The sequence below is a fragment of the Streptomyces sp. 6N223 genome (assembly GCF_052246635.1).
Lineage (GTDB): Bacteria > Actinomycetota > Actinomycetes > Streptomycetales > Streptomycetaceae > Streptomyces.
Window position 1 is genome coordinate 217,262 of record NZ_JBQQCA010000004.1, and the last position, 15,435, is coordinate 232,696.

Sequence of the window (15,435 nt, forward strand, 5' to 3'; positions counted from 1 at the left end):
CGCCGGGCGCGAAGCGCCCCACGAGCCCGGGCGGGGCCGTCACACCCAGCCGCTAGGGTGGTTCGCTGTCACGTCACCATCGTCGAGCGAACCGGGGCCCGACCTCGATGTCCCTGCACCGCCAGCCCGCCCATCCGGAGTTTCCGAGGCACGTCGTCACCGCCGTGCTCGTCTCGCATGACGGCGAACGCTGGCTCCCCGACGTCCTGACCGGCCTGCTCGGCCAGGACCGTCCCGTGCAGGACGTCATCGCCGCCGACACCGGCAGCGCCGACACCTCCGCCACCCTGGTCACCGAGGCGTTCGGCGCCGAGCGCGTGCTGCACCTCGCCCGCCGCACGAGCTTCGGCGCCGCCGTGGCCGAGGCGGCCCGCACCGCCCCCGTGCTCACGCCCGAGGAGCTTCCGTACCTCAAGCGCCCCCCGGCCTGGGACCCGGTCACCCGCACGTGGGACACCAGCACCTACGACCTGCCGGAGCTGCCCTTCGGTGAGCCCGTCCACTGGCTGTGGCTGCTGCACGACGACTCCGCGCCCGAGCCCGGCGCCCTCGCCGAGCTGCTGCGCCAGGCCGACGCCGACCCCTCCACCGCCATCGTCGGCGCCAAGCTCCGCGGCTGGTACGACCGCAGGCAGCTGCTGGAGGTCGGCGTCTCCATCGCCAACAGCGGCCGCCGCTGGACCGGCCTCGACCGCCGCGAGCAGGACCAGGGCCAGCACGACCAGGTGCGCCCCGTGCTGTCGGTCTCCACCGCGGGGATGCTCGTCCGGCGCGACGTCTTCGAGCAGCTCGGCGGCTTCGACCGGCGGCTCCCGCTGATGCGCGACGACGTGGAGCTGTGCTGGCGCGCCCAGGCCGCCGGGCACCGCGTCCTCATCGCCCCCGCCGCCGTGCTGCGGCACGCCGAGGCCGCCTCGCGGGAGCGGCGTTCCATCGACTGCGCCGGGCGGCTCGGCGCCGGCCCGCACCGCATCGACAAGGCCGCCGCCTCCTACGTCCTGCTCACCGGCACCCCGGCCCGCGCCCTGCCGTGGGTCCTCTTCCGGCTGATCCTCGGCACCCTGCTGCGCGTCCTGGCGTATCTCGTCGGCAAGGTTCCCCGCCGGGCCCTGGACGAGGCCGGCGGGCTGCTGGCCACGCTGCTGCGCCCCGGCCGCGTCATCGGCGCGCGAAGACGACGCCGCCGCGTGGCCGACCCCGGCGTGCGGCCCGGGGACCTGCGTCCCCTCTTCCCGCCGCCCGGCGCCACCGTCCGCGTCACGGTCGAACAGGTCGTCAGCAACTTCGCGGGCCGCGCCGACGCCTCCTCCGCCTCGGCCGGGCGCCACGGGGCCGTCGAGTCCGGGCCCACCGACGACGACGCCGACTCCCTGGAGATCGAGCAGTTCGCCCGGATCAAACGCCTCACGCGCCGCCCCGGGCCGATGCTCTTCCTCGCGCTGCTGCTGGCCTCGCTGCTGGCCTGCCGCGACCTCATCGGCTCCGGCGCGCTGGTCGGCGGTGCCCTGCTGCCCGCGCCCGACGCGGCGGGCGGCCTGTGGGAGAGGTACCTGGAGACCTGGCAGCCCGTCGGGGTCGGCGGCGACCAGGCGGCGCCCCCGTTCATCGGGCTGCTCGCGCTGCTGTCCACCGTGCTGATGGGCAGCCCCGGCCTCGCCATGACGCTGCTGCTGGTCGGCTCCGTCCCGCTGGCCGGCGCGTCGGCGTACTTCACCTCCCGGCCGCTGGTCATGTCCCGCCTGCTGCGCGCCTGGGGCAGCATCGCGTACGCCCTGCTGCCCGCCGTCACCGGCGCCCTGGCCGGCGGCCGGATCGGCACCGCCGTCCTCGCCGTGCTGCTGCCCCCGCTCGCCCGCACCGCCGTCTCCGCCGCCGGGCACACCGGCGCCGCGAACGCCGGGCGCGGACCGTGGCGCGCGGTCTGGGCCTGCGCGCTGCTGCTGACCGTCGCCACCGCCTTCACCCCGGTCGTGTGGCCGATGGCGGTGCTGCTGGCGGCCTGCTCGCTGCTGCTGCCGCTCCGGGCCGAGCCCGGCCTGCGGCGCGCCAAGGCCGTGCGCTTCGCCGCCCTGCTCCTGACGCCGTTCGTGCTGCTCGGCCCCTGGTCCTGGTCGGTGCTGCTCAGCCCCTCGGACTTCCTGCGTGAGGCCGGGCTCCCCTTCACCACCGCCGAGGCGTCGGCGTTCCAGCTGGTGAACATCAGCCCCGCCGGGCCCGGCACTCCCGGCACCTGGCTGCTGGTCGGCCTGCTGGTGGCCGCGCTCGGCGCGCTGCTGCGGCGGGAGCGGCGGCTGGCCATCGGCACCGCCTGGGCCGGGGCGCTCGCCGGGCTGCTCTTCGCGGTCTGGTCCAACGCCTCCGACGCGGTGTGGGCCGGCCCTGCCACCCTGGTCTACGGCCTGGCCCTGCTGTGCGCCGCCGTCCTGGGCGCCGACGGCGCGCGGTACCGCGTCGCCGCCCAGAGCTTCGGCTGGCGGCAGCCGGTGGCGGTGGCCGTCGCGGGCGCGGCGGCGATCGGGCCGCTGCTGGTAGCGGTCGGCTGGATCCTCGGCGGGGCCGACGGACCGCTGGAGCGGCGCGGCCCGGTTCAGGTGCCGGCGTTCGTCGCCGAGGAGAGCTCCACCCGCGACCAGGCCCGCACGCTCGTGCTGTCGGGCTCGGGCGAGGGCGTGTCGTACGCCCTGGTGCGCGGCTCCGGCGCCCGGCTCGGCGACGCCGACCTCGCCGGGCTGATCGGCGAGGACGCCTCGCTCGGCGAGGCCGTCGGCAACCTGGTGGCGGGCACCGGCGCGGACCAGACGGCCGTGCTCGCCGACTACGCCGTGGCGTACGTGCTGGTGCGGGACGGCTCGCCGCGCGAGCTGCACGAGGTGCTGGACACCACGCCGGGCCTGGAGCGGCTCAGCCAGGAGGACGGCAGCGCGCTGTGGCGGGTCGAGGGCGAGATCTCGCGCGTCGCGGTGCTGCCGCCCGGGCGGGAGGCGGGCAACGCCGCGGCCGCCGACCCGGTGCCGGTCGTCTCCGGCGCCGTCGAGGTCCACACCGAGCTGCCCGACGGCCCGGCCGGGCGCATCCTGCGGCTGGCCGAGACGGCCGCCTCCGGCTGGAAGGCGACGCTGGACGGCGAGCCGCTGACGCCCGTCACGCTCGGCGGCTGGGCCCAGGGCTTCGAACTGCCGGCGGGCGGCGGGCGGCTCGACGTCACCTACGAGACGCCGGGCAGCCACACGCTGTGGGTGTGGGGCCAGGGCTTCGCGCTGCTGGTGCTGTGCGTGCTGGCGCTGCCGGGGCGGCGCCGCGAGCTGGACGACGACATGCCGGAGCCTCAGGCCCCGCCGGCCGGGGCGCCCCAGGGCCGCCGGGCGCGGCGGCTGGCCGCCGAGGCCGCGGTCGCGGGGACGGGCGTGACGCCCGTGCCGCCCGGAGCCGGCGAGGCGCCCGACGCGCCCGCGATGCCGCCGCCCCTGCCCCCGCAGGCGCCGCCGCCCGCGGAGCCGATGCCGGAGACGGAGCCCGCGCCGGTGGCCGCCGAGCAGCCGCAGTGGTCCTACCCGGGCGCCCTGCCCGACCCGGGCTACGCGCAGCCCTATCCGGACCAGTACGACCAGCAGTACCAGGATCCCCAGACCCAGACCTACTACCCCGGCGGTCAGGCCATCCCGCAGCAGCCGCAGCCCTACGAGGAGTCCTACGAGGGTTCCTACGAGGACTACGCGGCGCCGTACGACCACCCGGCCGACTACGGGGACGGGAGCGGCCAGCGATGAACCGTCCCACGATCTCCCTGCTCGCCACGGTCGGGGCGCTGCTCGCGCTGACGGGCCTCGCCGCCGTCGGCTCGGGCGACGAGCCCGCCGACGCCGGGGCGTCCGAGGCCGCCGAGCGCCCCGCGCCCCGGCCGGTCCAGCGCACCGCGCTGACCTGCCCGCGCCCCACCGCCGCCGAGTCGGCGACGACCTGGTACACGGCGTACACCCCCGCGGGGGAGCCGGCCGGCGAGGAGGGGCAGGGCAGCGCCGAGCTGTTCCCCGCCCCCGAGTACGCCCCGGGCACCGAGGGTGGCGAGGGCGGGGAGAACAGCGGGGGAGGCGAGAACGGCGAGGGCGGCGAAGACGGAAACGGCGAGGGCGGGGAGAACGGCGAGGGCCAGCGGGGCCAGGAGAGCCAGGAGAAGCAGGCCGACCCCGTGGCGCCGCTGGCCGAGCCGGGCGTCCCGGTCACCGTCAGCACCGAGGAGACCGGCGCCCCGGCCCTGACCGGCACCGCCGAGCAGCGGCTGGCCCCCGGCTGGACGGTGCAGCAGACCACCCGCGTCCCCTCCGGCATCGGCCGCGGCCTGCTCGGCACCGCCTGCCAGACGCCCGACACCGGCTTCTGGTTCGCCGGCGCGAGCACCGCCGCCACCCGCCACGACTACGTCCACGTCACCAACCCCGACGAGGCGGCCACCGTCGTCGACGTCGAGCTGTACGGGCCGGACGGTCGGCTGGAGGCCGAGGCGGGCGAGGGCATCACGGTCCCCGGCGGCTCCTCGGTGCCCGTGCTGCTGTCCACTCTCACCGACGAGGAGGTCGACGACCTCGCCGTCGAGGTGACCGCCCGCACCGGCCGCATCGGCGCCCAGATCGAGGCGGTCGACGATGCGCTCGGCGCCGACTGGCTGCCCCCCGCCGACCCGGCCGACGGCCCGGTGGTGCTGCCCGGCATCCCGGCCGACGCGCGGAACGCGCAGCTCGTGGCGTACGCCCCGGGCGAGGAGGACATCACCTTCGACGTGCGCCTGGCCGGTCCCGCCGGTGTGATCACGCCGGCCGGGCACGAGACCGTCACGGTCCTCGCCGGCTCCCTCACCACGGTCGACCTCGGCCCCCTTACGCAGGGCGAGACCGGCTCGCTCGTCCTCACCCCGGCGGCGGGCTCGGGCGGCGGCTCGGTGATGGCCGCGCTCCGGGTCACGGAAGGGCCCGAGGAGCAGGGTGAGGAGGGGGAGGGGGAGAGCGGGCAGGAGATGGCGTTCATCCAGGCCACCGACCCCATCGAGTGGCGCGGCACCGCCTCGGGCAACACCGCCGAGGGCGTTCAGCTCTCGCTGGCGGCGCTGGGCGGCGAGGCGGCGCGCGTCGAGGTCACCGTCTCCGCGGGCAGCGACGGCGGCCGGACCACCACCCAGAGCTACACCGTGAAGCCGCGGACCACCCTCACCGTCACCCCCGAGCTTCCCGAGGACACCGAGGGCCGGTACGCCCTCACCGTCGAACGCCTCGGCGGCGGCCCGCTCTACGCCGCGCGCACCCTCTCCGAGGGCGGAGGGGAGGAAGACGACTCGGCGAGGATGGTCACGATCCAGACGATCCCGGACGACCGCTCCACGGTCACGGTCCCCGACACCGGGCAGGACCTGTCGATCCTGATCGAGTGAGCGAGCGGGCGAGTGACCGGCAGATCGGCCGAGGGCGCCGCTCAGTCCTGGCCGTACTTGGGGTCCACCGACTCCGGCGCCAGCCCCAGCAGCTCGGCGGCCTGCTCCACCACCACCTCGTGAACCAGCCGCGCGCACTCCTCCCGGTCCCGGCTGCGCAGCTCCACCGGGCGGCGATACACGACGATGCGGTCGGGACGCCCGTCCCGGCCGTTCACCACCCCGCCCAGCGGCACGATGTCCGCCGACGCCGCGTCCGCGCGCTCGCCGCGCGAGAGCCACGGCACCTCCTGCACAACGAAGTCGACGCCCGCGAGCTGCGGCAGCCGCCGCCGCAGCCGCTCCGCCGAGTCGTGCACCAGCGAGTCGAAGGTGTCCGCCCGGGTCACCGCCAGCGGCACCTGAGGCGGCGCCACTGGTCCACGCATACCGCGGCCATGCCGGTCCCGGTGCCGTGAGGAGCGGCCGTACGGGCCGGACGAGGCCGGGGGGACGCTGCTGAGGTTGTCCATCGTCTTTGACGATAGAGGACGAGGCGCCGCCTGGTGAGGTCGATCGCCCGGCGAATGCGGACAGCACGGAACAGCCTGGACACGGCGCGGACGGGCGTGCGGCGACACGGCCGGGAGGGCTCGCGGCAATCCGTCGCGGCCCGCTCAGGAGTGCGGTACGGTCCAACATCGTGAGCCCCGTACGCCGCTGTTCGCGCACCGCGTGCGGCCGCCCCGCCGTGGCGACGCTGACGTATGTCTACGCGGACTCCACGGCCGTCCTCGGCCCGCTCGCCACCTACGCCGAGCCGCACTGCTACGACCTGTGCGCCGAGCATTCCGAGCGGCTGACGGCCCCCCGCGGCTGGGAGGTGGTCCGGCTCGCCGTGGACACCCACCACGCGACCCTCCCCAGCGGAGACGACCTCGAAGCCCTCGCCGACGCCGTGCGGGAGGCCGCCCGCACGCCGCCCCGTGCCGCGCCCCGAGGCGACGAGCGGCGCGGCGGCGTACCGGGGCAGCAGGGCCAGCCCGCCGCCCCGCCCAGGGGCACCGATCCCATAGACGTCGCCCGCCGCGCGCATCTGCGTATTTTGCGCTCTCCTGAGCCGTAACGCGCGCCCGGTACATTGGATGGCCGCCGCTGATGCTGACCACATCGGACGTAACGGAACGCAGCAAGACGTAACGGACATCCATCGCCCGACAAACAGACGCAGACAAGGGGTGGCTCGTGCCGGACCTGTCGCAGATCGTGAAGGCCTACGACGTACGCGGTGTGGTTCCCGATCAGTGGGACGAGCGGCTGGCGCGGCTCTTCGGCGCCGCGTTCGCCGAGGTGACCAGAGCCAAGGCCGTGGTCATCGGGCACGACATGCGCCCCTCCTCGCCGGGCCTGGCGCGCGCCTTCGGCGAGGGGGCCGCCGCGCGCGGCGCCGACGTCACCGAGATCGGGCTGTGCTCCACCGACCAGCTCTACTACGCCAGCGGCGCGCTCGGCCTCCCCGGCGCGATGTTCACCGCCAGCCACAACCCCGCCCAGTACAACGGCATCAAGATGTGCCAGGCCGGGGCCGCCCCCATCGGCCAGGACAGCGGCCTGGCCGACATCCGCGCGCTGGTCGAGGAGTGGGCGGACGCCGGCGAGGGCGCGCCCCCCGCCACCGCCGCGGAACCCGGCACCCTCACCCGGCGCGACGTCCTCGCCGACTACGCCGGGCACCTGCGTTCCCTCGTGGACCTCACCGCCATCCGCCCCCTGAAGGCCGTCGTCGACGCCGGCAACGGCATGGGTGGCCACACCGTGCCGACCGTGCTGGCCGGGCTGCCCGTCGAGCTGGAGGCGATGTACTTCGAGCTGGACGGCACCTTCCCCAACCACGAGGCGAACCCGCTGGATCCGGCCAACATCGTCGACCTCCAGGCCCGGGTGCGCGCCACCGGCGCCGACATCGGCCTGGCGTTCGACGGCGACGCCGACCGCTGCTTCGTCGTCGACGAGCGGGGCGAGCCGGTTCCGCCCTCGGCGATCACCGCCCTCGTCGCCGCCCGCGAGCTGGCCAAGGCGCCCGGCTCCACCGTCATCCACAACCTGATCACCTCCTGGTCGGTCCCCGAGGTGGTCAGGGAGAACGGCGGCACGCCCGTGCGCACCCGCGTCGGCCACTCCTTCATCAAGGCCGAGATGGCCCGCACCGGCGCGATCTTCGGCGGTGAGCACTCCGCCCACTACTACTTCCGCGACTTCTGGAACGCCGACACCGGCATGCTGGCCGCGCTGCACGTGCTGGCCGCGCTCGGCGGGCAGGACGGGCCGCTGTCCGCCCTGGTCGCCGCCTACGACCGCTACGCCGCCTCCGGCGAGGTCAACAGCCGCGTCGCCGACCAGGCCGGGCGGGCGGCGGCCGTGCGCGGCGCCTTCGCGGACCGCCCCGGCGTCACCCTCGACGAGCTCGACGGCCTGACCGTCTCCACCGACGACTGGTGGTTCAACCTCCGGCCGTCCAACACCGAGCCGCTGCTGCGGCTGAACGTCGAGGCCCGCGACGCCGCGACCGTCGCCAAGGTCCGCGACGAGGTGCTGGCGATCGTCCGGGCGTAGGGCGGGCGTAGGGCGTAACCCCCGGTGGGCACCGGCAGGACCCCGGCGTCCTGGCGGTGCCCACCGGGGCCCGGGCCGGTAGGGTGATCGGCGAACGACACCCCCGTACGCCCGCCGCCGGAGGAACCATGCCGCTCATCGAAGCCGCGCTGCTGGAGATCCTGGCCTGCCCGGTCTGCCGCTCCCCGCTCCGCGAGGACGCCGAGGCCCAGGAGCTGGTGTGCACCGGCGAAGCGTGCGGCCTCGCCTACCCCGTGCAGGACGGCATCCCCGTACTGCTCGCGGACGAGGCCCGCCAGACCCGGACCGGCGGCTGAGAGCCTCCGCGGCCGCGTCCCGGTTCTCCCCTCGGGCGATCGGAGCCGAAGCATGATCGACGAAACGCTGCTCGACGCACCCGACGAACTGGCCCGCGCCGACCCCCGTGGCCTGCTGCGCGCCGTGGCCGCCGCCGGGGCGCAGGTCCGCACCGCCACCCGCGCCGCGGTGGAGTCCGACCTCGCCCGCCTGAACCCCGAGGGCCGCCCCGGCACCCTCCTCGTCGCCGGGACCGGCCCCACCGCCCCCCTCGTCGCCGACCTCCTCCGCGCCCTCACCGACGACGGCATCCCCGTCCACCAGCTCCAGCCCACCGGTGCCCTGGCCGCGCCGGGCGCCCTGACCTGGACGCTGCCGCGCTGGGTCGGCCCGCTCGACCTGCTGCTCGCCGTCTCCGCCGAGGGCACCGAACCCGGCCTGTCCATGCTGCTGGAGGCGGCGTACCGGCGCGGCTGTGCCGCCGTCACCGTCACCCCGCCCGGCTCGCCGCTGGCCGAGACCAGCGCGCACCGGCGCAACCTCACCATCCCGCTGGCCACCGCCCCCCACGCCGAGCCCGCCGACCACCCCGCCGCCCCGGGCCCTGCCTGGGCGCTGGTCACGCCGCTGCTGCTGCTCGGCGAGCGGCTGGGTCTCTTCCCGGCCGGCACCGCCGACGCCGACGCCGTCCACGCCATGGCCGACCAGCTCGACGCCGTCGCCGAACGCTGCGGCCCCACCACCCGCACCCACGACAACCCCGCCAAGACGCTCGCCGCCGAGCTCGACGCCTCCCTGCCGCTGCTGTGGAGCGAGGGCCCCGTCGCCCATGCCGCCGCCCGCCACGCCGCCGCCACCCTCGCCGGCCTCGCCGGCCGGCCCGCGCTCACCGCCGAGCTGCCCATGGCGTTGGCCGCGCACGGCGCGCTCCTCAACGGCAGCCTCGTGCCGGGCGCCGGCCCCGAGGACTTCTTCCGCGACCGCGTCGACGAGCCGGCGCCGCTGCACGCCCGCGTGCTGCTGCTGCGCAGCCCCCTGCCGCCCGGCTCCGACGGAAACGCCGCCAGCGCGGCCGCCGCCGCCCGCGACCTCGCCTTCGAGCAGGGCGTCACCTTCAGAGAGCTGGAGTCCGCCCTGGACACCGGCGAGGAGACCGCCCCGCTGCGGCTCGCCGCCGAGCTCATCGCCCCGCTCGACTTCGCCGCCGTGTACCTCTCGCTGACCTCCGGCGCGCGTGCGTAACGCCGCGCCGCCGCCCCGACGCACGCCGCAATCCGACCGACCCCTGGACGAGCACACACCATGGACCGCCTCCACAACACCATCCGTCCCTATGCCTGGGGCTCGCCCACCGCCATCCCCCAGCTGCTGGGCGTCGAGCCCACCGGCGAGCCGCAGGCCGAGCTGTGGATGGGCGCCCACCCCGGCGCCCCCTCCCGCGTCGAGAGGGGCGACGGCCCCGTCTCGCTCGCCGACGCCATCGCCGCCGACCCCGTGGGCGAGCTGGGCGAGCCGACCGCACGCGCCTTCGGCGGGCGGCTGCCGTTCCTCATGAAGCTGCTGGCCGCCGAAGCGCCCCTCTCCCTCCAGGTGCACCCGGACCTCCCCCAGGCGCAGGCCGGCTTCGCCGACGAGGAGGGCCGCGGCGTTCCCGTCGACGCCCCCCACCGCAACTACAAGGACGCCAACCACAAGCCCGAGCTCATCTGCGCCCTCACCCCCTTCAACGGGCTGTGCGGCTTCGCCCACCCGGCCGCGACCGCCGACGCCTTCGACGCACTCGGCGTCGACGAGCTCAAGCCGTACGCCGACCTGCTGCGCGCCCAGCCCGAGGCCGACGCGCTGCGCGAGGTCCTCACCGCCGTCCTCACCGCCGACCGCGAGGCCATGGCCGACACCGTGACCCGCACCGCCCGCGCCGCCCGGGCGCTCGCCTCCCAGGGCCCGGGCCGCTTCGCGGGGACCTGCGCCACCGTGGCGCACATGGAACGCCACTTCCCCGGCGACCCCGGCGTCATCGCGGGCATGCTGCTCAACTGCGTCCGCCTCCAGCCGGGCGAGGCCCTCTTCCTCGCTGCCGGCGTCCCGCACGCCTACCTCGACGGCCTCGGCGTGGAGATCATGGCCACCTCCGACAACGTCCTGCGGTGCGGGCTCACCCCCAAGCACATCGACGTCCCCGAGCTGCTGCGCATCGTCCGCTTCGAGCCCACCGAGCCCGCCGTGCTGTCGCCAGCCGCCCAGGCCGGAGAGGAGGCGTACCTCGCGCCCGTCGACGACTTCCGCCTCTCCCGCCTGCGGCTGCGCCCCGGCTCCGCGCCGCGCGAACTCGACGGCGGCGCCCCGCAGATCCTGCTGTGCACCTCCGGCCGGGCCCTGCTGCGCACCGCCGACGCCGGCGAACTCGCCCTCGGCCCCGGCCAGTCGGCGTACGCCCGCGCCGGCGAGCACACCACGGTGACCGGCGAGGGCACCCTCTTCCGCGCCACCGTGGGCGGCGTAGTCCCGCTCGGCCGTTCGGTGTAGATTCGACCCGGAGTCAGACGTCGATGCTGATGGCAGTCGGCGGCCCGCGTGGCCGTCGGCCGAGGGGAAAGAAGGCCCTCCGACGGACTGCGAGACCGGGCACATCCCTGCCCGCGGCCTCACCTGTCCGTGCACGCTCATCCGCGCTTGAGGAGCAGCCGCTCATGACCGACTTCAAGGTCGCCGACCTTTCGCTGGCCGACTTCGGCCGCAAGGAGATCACCCTCGCCGAGCACGAGATGCCCGGCCTGATGGCGATCCGCGAGGAGTACGCCGCCGCCCAGCCCCTGGCGGGCGCCCGCATCACCGGCTCGCTGCACATGACCGTCCAGACCGCCGTGCTGATCGAGACGCTCGTCGCGCTCGGCGCCAGGGTCCGCTGGGCCTCCTGCAACATCTTCTCCACCCAGGACCACGCGGCCGCCGCCATCGCCGCCGCCGGCATCCCCGTCTTCGCCTGGAAGGGTGAGACGCTCGAGGAGTACTGGTGGTGCACCGAGCAGGCCCTGACCTGGCCGGACGCGCCCACCGGCGGCCCGACCATGATCCTCGACGACGGCGGCGACGCCACGCTGCTGGTGCACAAGGGCGTGGAGTACGAGAAGGCCGGGAAGGTGCCCGACCCCGCCACCGCCGCCGAGAACGACGAGCACCGCGTCATCCTCGAACTGCTGACCCGCTCCCTCGCCGAGACCCCCCAGAAGTGGACGCAGGCCGCCTCCGAGATCCGCGGCGTCACCGAGGAGACCACCACCGGCGTCCACCGGCTGTACGAGATGCACCGGGAGGACACGCTGCTCTTCCCGGCGATCAACGTCAACGACGCGGTCACCAAGTCCAAGTTCGACAACAAGTACGGCTGCCGCCACTCGCTGATCGACGGCATCAACCGCGCCACCGACGTGCTGATCGGCGGCAAGACGGCCGTCATCTGCGGCTACGGCGACGTCGGCAAGGGATGCGCCGAGTCGCTGCGCGCCCAGGGCGCCCGCGTCATCGTCACCGAGATCGACCCGATCTGCGCCCTCCAGGCCGCCATGGACGGCTACCAGGTGGCCCGCCTGGAGGACGTCGTGGAGACCGCCGACATCTTCGTCACCTGCACCGGTAACCGCGACATCATCCTCGCCGGCCACATGGAACGGATGAAGCACCAGGCGATCGTCGGCAACATCGGCCACTTCGACAACGAGATCGACATGGCGGGCCTGGCGAAGATCGACGGGATCGTGAAGGACGAGATCAAGCCGCAGGTCCACACCTGGACCTTCCCCGACGGCCACAGCATCATCGTGCTCTCCGAGGGCCGCCTGCTGAACCTGGGGAACGCCACCGGCCACCCGTCGTTCGTGATGTCGAACAGCTTCTCCAACCAGACGATCGCCCAGATCGAGCTGCACACGAACCCCAACGCCTACCCGGTCGGCGTCCACACCCTGCCCAAGCGGCTGGACGAGAAGGTCGCCCGCCTTCACCTGGACGCGCTGGGCGTCCGCCTCACCGAGCTGCGCCCCGAGCAGGCGGCGTACATCGGCGTCTCGGTCGAGGGCCCCTACAAGTCCGACCACTACCGGTACTGACCGGGTCCCGGTGCCCCGCGGGCGTTACAGCCTCCACGACCCGTACGACGGGACGCCCCTGGGCGAGGAGCGCTTCGACTGCGCGCCCGGCCCCGCCGGCTGGCGCTACACGTCGCGGCTCCTCGACCCGGGCGGCGCCCCCGCCGGGTCCGTCGACCTGACCCTGGACGCGCTCGGCCGCCCCATCCGGCTGGAGCTGCGCTCCGGCGGCTGGCGGGTGCGCGGGGCCGCGCTCGACGGCGTCACCTGGGTCCGCATGGGCGCCGACAGCGGCACGGAGGCGCGGGAGGGCAACGCCCCCGCCCGCGCCTTCACCGGCGCCTCGCCCGCGTTCCTCGTCGCCACCGCCCGCCTGCTCCGGCTCACGCCCGAGGAGCCCGCCGCCCGCCTCCGGCTGGTCGACTTCGCCCGGCCGACGCTGGCCGCCCGCACCCGGGAGGAGTCCTGGACCCTGCTCGGCAGCGACAGCCACCCGACGGACGCCGGGCCGCTGCGCGTCGACAACTACCGGGTCGACGACCTGGAGACGGGGGAGCGGCACGACGTGCACCTCGCGGGCGACGTCGTGCTGGCGGCCCCCGGCGTCGAGCTGTCGGAGCTGGAGTCCCCGCCGTCGGACTTCAGGACGGCGGGGTGAACCCGGTGGGTCGCTCCCGTTCCGGCTTCGTCAGGCGCGGCGCGGCTGTCGGGGCAGGCGGCGGTCCCACTGGAGCCACTGGAGCCACTGGAGCCGCCGGAGTCACAGAAGCCGCCGGGGTCACCTGCGGCGGCGTCACCGGCTGGCCGCCGGACGGCCCCCAGCCAGGCGCGTTGCCCGCCGCCGCCTGACCCTCCCCCGCGCCGAAGGCGCGCTGCGCGTCCCGCCGCTGCCGCTCCGCCGCCACCCCCGCCAGATACGCCGCCGGATGAATCCCGGGAGGCGCCGGCGTTCCGATGCGGTCCACCAGGTCGCCGCAGAGCTTGACCGCCATCGACCACGCGACCTGCGGATCGAGCTGCCGCATCCGCGTCAGGTACTGGCGCACCGCCAGCCACAGCCCCTCCGGCACCCGCGACAGGTCCAACTCCGCGAACTGCCCGGCGACCCACTCCGGCGGCGGAGGCGGCGGAGCCGCGCGCCCGCCCGGGATCCGCTCGCGCACCACGAGCGTTCCAGCGAAGACGTCCCCCAGCCGCCGGCCCCGGGCCGAGACCAGCGAGGCGATGCAGGCCACGGACCCGGCCGTCGCCAGGATCTCGATGAAGCCGATGGCGCCACGCACCAGCGCATGCCGGAACCGGATCGGCCCGCCGTCGTCCCGCACCACCCGCAGGCCGTACACCACCTTCCCCAGCGAACGCCCGTGACTCAGCGTCTCCACGGCGACGGGCGCCCCCACCAGCAACAGCACCAGCAGCGCCACCTGCACCGCCGCCGCCGTGGCCGTGCCCAGCGGCAGCACCGTGCTCAGCAGCACCGTGGCGAACAGCAGATACGCGCCGACGTACACGACGAGATCAAGCGCCACGGCCAGCGCCCGGGTCGGCACCCTCGCCGGATGCAGCCCGAGCACCACCGCGTCGCCCGTGACGAGCTGACTCATCCGGCCGACCCCTCCTTCCGCGGGCGCCTCATGGCCTCTGCTGCACAGTCTGTCACCGTCATCTGAGAAGCTCGGAGCATGGACCTCGACGTCTTCGTCGCCGCGCACCGTGGGGAGTGGGACAGGCTAACAGCGCTGCTGCGCCGTCGCCGCCGCCTGACGGGCGCGGAGGCGGACGAGCTCGTCGTCCTCTATCAGCGCACGGCCACGCACCTCTCGCAGCTCCAGTCCTCGGCGCCCGACCCCGTCCTGGTCAACCGGCTCACCACGCTGGTGGCCCGTGCCCGCAGCGCGGTCGTGGGCACCCGCCGCGCGACCTGGCGCGACGCGCTCCGCTTCTTCGTCGTCGCCTTCCCCGCCGCCTGCTACCGGAGCCGTCACTGGTGGGTGACGACCGGCGTCGTCTTCACACTGCTGGTGGCGGCCATGGGCTGGTGGATCGCGGCCAACCCGGAGGTGCAGAGCACGATCGCCGCTCCCGACGAGCTGCGCGAGATGACCCGGCCCGGCGGAGGGTACGAGTCGTACTACTCCAGCAGCCCCGCCGCGGCCTTCTCCGCCCAGGTCTGGACGAACAACGCCCAGGTGGCGGGGATGTCACTCGCCTTCGGCGCGCTGCTCGGGCTGCCGGTGCTGTGGGTGATCCTCCAGAACGCCGTGAACGTCGCGACGGGCGTGGGACTGATGGCCTCGGCCGACCGGCTCGACGTCTTCCTCGGCCTGATCCTGCCGCACGGCCTGCTGGAGCTGACAGCCGTCTTCGTGGCAGCCGGCACGGGCCTGCGGCTCGGCTGGACGGTGATCGACCCCGGCCCGCGCACCCGCGCCGCCGCGCTGGCCGAGGAGGGCCGGGCGGCGATAGGCATGGCCATCGGCCTCGCGGCGGTCCTGGCCGTCTCCGGGGCCATCGAGGGCTTCGTGACGCCCTCCGGCCTCCCGACCTGGGCACGCATCGCCATCGGCGTCGCCGCGGAACTGGCCTTCCTGACCTATGTCTTCGTGCTGGGCCGACACGCCGCCCTGGCGGGCGAGACCGGTGACACGGCCGCCACGGACCGCGCGACGGAGGTCCCGGTAGCCGCGTGAGCCCGCCCGAGCGGATTCAAGTTGACGCGCGCGTGTCGGGGGCGTAACGTTGCTCGAGCGCTCACGCCAAGAGCGCATCCTGCCACCTCTGAGTGGCACCCACTATCTGCGAGTGACTGACCCGCGAGGGTCTGTTTCTGCTTGCCTTGCGCACGTGGAATAGACCCCGATTTTGAATTCGGCGGGGGACACTCTAAGGTGGTGGACACCGAGAACGAGGCAACGCCCGGTGGGTGTCCGTTCCTTGAGAACTCAACAGCGTGTCATGCTTGTCAATGCCAGATTTTTTCGAGATTCATTGCGAGGATTGTCTCGCGTGGATGGTCTCTGTTTTGAGTATGCATTCACGGAG

12 protein-coding genes are annotated in these 15,435 nt (G+C 74.9%); 10 read left to right on the top strand and 2 right to left on the bottom strand.

Annotated features, from left to right (window positions below; genetic code table 11):
* Positions 1–107: 107 nt before the first annotated feature.
* Both ACTWQH_RS05260 and ACTWQH_RS05265 read left to right on the top strand, forming a co-directional pair.
* Positions 108–3,767: a glycosyltransferase gene (locus ACTWQH_RS05260; RefSeq protein WP_443285131.1), complete on the top strand. Its 3,660-nt coding sequence runs from the start codon at positions 108–110 to the stop codon at positions 3,765–3,767.
* Entirely contained in the window at positions 3,764–5,419 is a 1,656-nt protein-coding gene (locus ACTWQH_RS05265) for a DUF5719 family protein (protein WP_443285132.1), read from the top strand. Before ACTWQH_RS05260 ends, ACTWQH_RS05265 begins: the two co-directional genes overlap by 4 nt.
* A 41-nt stretch (positions 5,420–5,460) precedes the next feature.
* Here ACTWQH_RS05265 and ACTWQH_RS05270 read toward each other — a convergent pair whose 3' ends face one another.
* Positions 5,461–5,931 carry a metallopeptidase family protein gene (locus tag ACTWQH_RS05270; RefSeq protein WP_443285133.1) on the bottom strand — a complete coding sequence of 157 codons (471 nt, stop codon included), beginning with the start codon at positions 5,929–5,931 and terminating at the stop codon, positions 5,461–5,463.
* A gap of 128 nt (positions 5,932–6,059) precedes the next feature.
* Here ACTWQH_RS05270 and ACTWQH_RS05275 point away from each other — a divergent pair, with 128 nt between their 5' ends.
* From ACTWQH_RS05275 to ACTWQH_RS05305, 7 genes are all read left to right on the top strand, one after another.
* Positions 6,060–6,524 (top strand): DUF3499 domain-containing protein, encoded by a 465-nt coding sequence (locus ACTWQH_RS05275; RefSeq protein WP_443285152.1) that lies wholly within the window; start codon positions 6,060–6,062, stop codon positions 6,522–6,524.
* A 119-nt stretch (positions 6,525–6,643) separates the two neighbouring features.
* Complete coding sequence (locus ACTWQH_RS05280) at positions 6,644–8,011, top strand: phosphomannomutase/phosphoglucomutase (RefSeq protein ID WP_443285134.1); 1,368 nt, start codon at positions 6,644–6,646, stop codon at positions 8,009–8,011.
* Positions 8,012–8,139: 128 nt separating this feature from the next.
* Positions 8,140–8,328 (top strand): Trm112 family protein, encoded by a 189-nt coding sequence (locus ACTWQH_RS05285; RefSeq protein ID WP_443285135.1) that lies wholly within the window; start codon positions 8,140–8,142, stop codon positions 8,326–8,328.
* Between the two features lie 52 nt (positions 8,329–8,380).
* Positions 8,381–9,550 carry an SIS domain-containing protein gene (locus ACTWQH_RS05290; protein ID WP_443285136.1) on the top strand — a complete coding sequence of 390 codons (1,170 nt, stop codon included), beginning with the start codon at positions 8,381–8,383 and terminating at the stop codon, positions 9,548–9,550.
* 60 nt (positions 9,551–9,610) lie between these two features.
* Complete coding sequence (manA, locus tag ACTWQH_RS05295) at positions 9,611–10,834, top strand: mannose-6-phosphate isomerase, class I (protein ID WP_443285137.1); 1,224 nt, start codon at positions 9,611–9,613, stop codon at positions 10,832–10,834.
* Between the two features lie 164 nt (positions 10,835–10,998).
* A complete protein-coding gene (gene ahcY / locus ACTWQH_RS05300) occupies positions 10,999–12,414 on the top strand; it encodes an adenosylhomocysteinase (RefSeq protein ID WP_443285138.1) in 1,416 nt (471 codons plus the stop codon).
* Between the two features lie 10 nt (positions 12,415–12,424).
* The gene (locus ACTWQH_RS05305; RefSeq protein WP_443285139.1) at positions 12,425–13,051 is read left to right on the top strand and encodes a hypothetical protein; all 627 of its coding nucleotides are present in this window, start codon (positions 12,425–12,427) and stop codon (positions 13,049–13,051) included.
* On the opposite strand, the gene ACTWQH_RS05310 is transcribed toward ACTWQH_RS05305, so the two are convergent.
* Complete coding sequence (locus ACTWQH_RS05310) at positions 13,035–13,997, bottom strand: RDD family protein (RefSeq protein ID WP_443285140.1); 963 nt, start codon at positions 13,995–13,997, stop codon at positions 13,035–13,037. The two genes, ACTWQH_RS05305 and ACTWQH_RS05310, sit on opposite strands and share 17 nt — an antisense overlap.
* Positions 13,998–14,075: 78 nt before the next feature.
* On the opposite strand from ACTWQH_RS05310, the gene ACTWQH_RS05315 reads away from it, so the two are divergent.
* Positions 14,076–15,083, top strand: a complete 1,008-nt coding sequence (locus ACTWQH_RS05315) for a stage II sporulation protein M (protein WP_443285141.1) — start codon at positions 14,076–14,078, stop codon at positions 15,081–15,083.
* The last annotated feature ends 352 nt before the right edge of the window (positions 15,084–15,435 follow it).

Coding starts and splice junctions, on each gene's coding strand:
- ACTWQH_RS05265 (WP_443285132.1), top strand. CDS start 3,764: ATGAACCGTCCCACGATCTCCCTGCTCGCCACGGTCGGGGCGCTGCTC.
- ACTWQH_RS05285 (WP_443285135.1), top strand. CDS start 8,140: ATGCCGCTCATCGAAGCCGCGCTGCTGGAGATCCTGGCCTGCCCGGTC.
- ACTWQH_RS05315 (WP_443285141.1), top strand. CDS start 14,076: ATGGACCTCGACGTCTTCGTCGCCGCGCACCGTGGGGAGTGGGACAGG.
- manA (WP_443285137.1), top strand. CDS start 9,611: ATGGACCGCCTCCACAACACCATCCGTCCCTATGCCTGGGGCTCGCCC.
- ahcY (WP_443285138.1), top strand. CDS start 10,999: ATGACCGACTTCAAGGTCGCCGACCTTTCGCTGGCCGACTTCGGCCGC.
- ACTWQH_RS05290 (WP_443285136.1), top strand. CDS start 8,381: ATGATCGACGAAACGCTGCTCGACGCACCCGACGAACTGGCCCGCGCC.
- ACTWQH_RS05310 (WP_443285140.1), bottom strand. CDS start 13,997: ATGAGTCAGCTCGTCACGGGCGACGCGGTGGTGCTCGGGCTGCATCCG.
- ACTWQH_RS05260 (WP_443285131.1), top strand. CDS start 108: ATGTCCCTGCACCGCCAGCCCGCCCATCCGGAGTTTCCGAGGCACGTC.
- ACTWQH_RS05270 (WP_443285133.1), bottom strand. CDS start 5,931: ATGGACAACCTCAGCAGCGTCCCCCCGGCCTCGTCCGGCCCGTACGGC.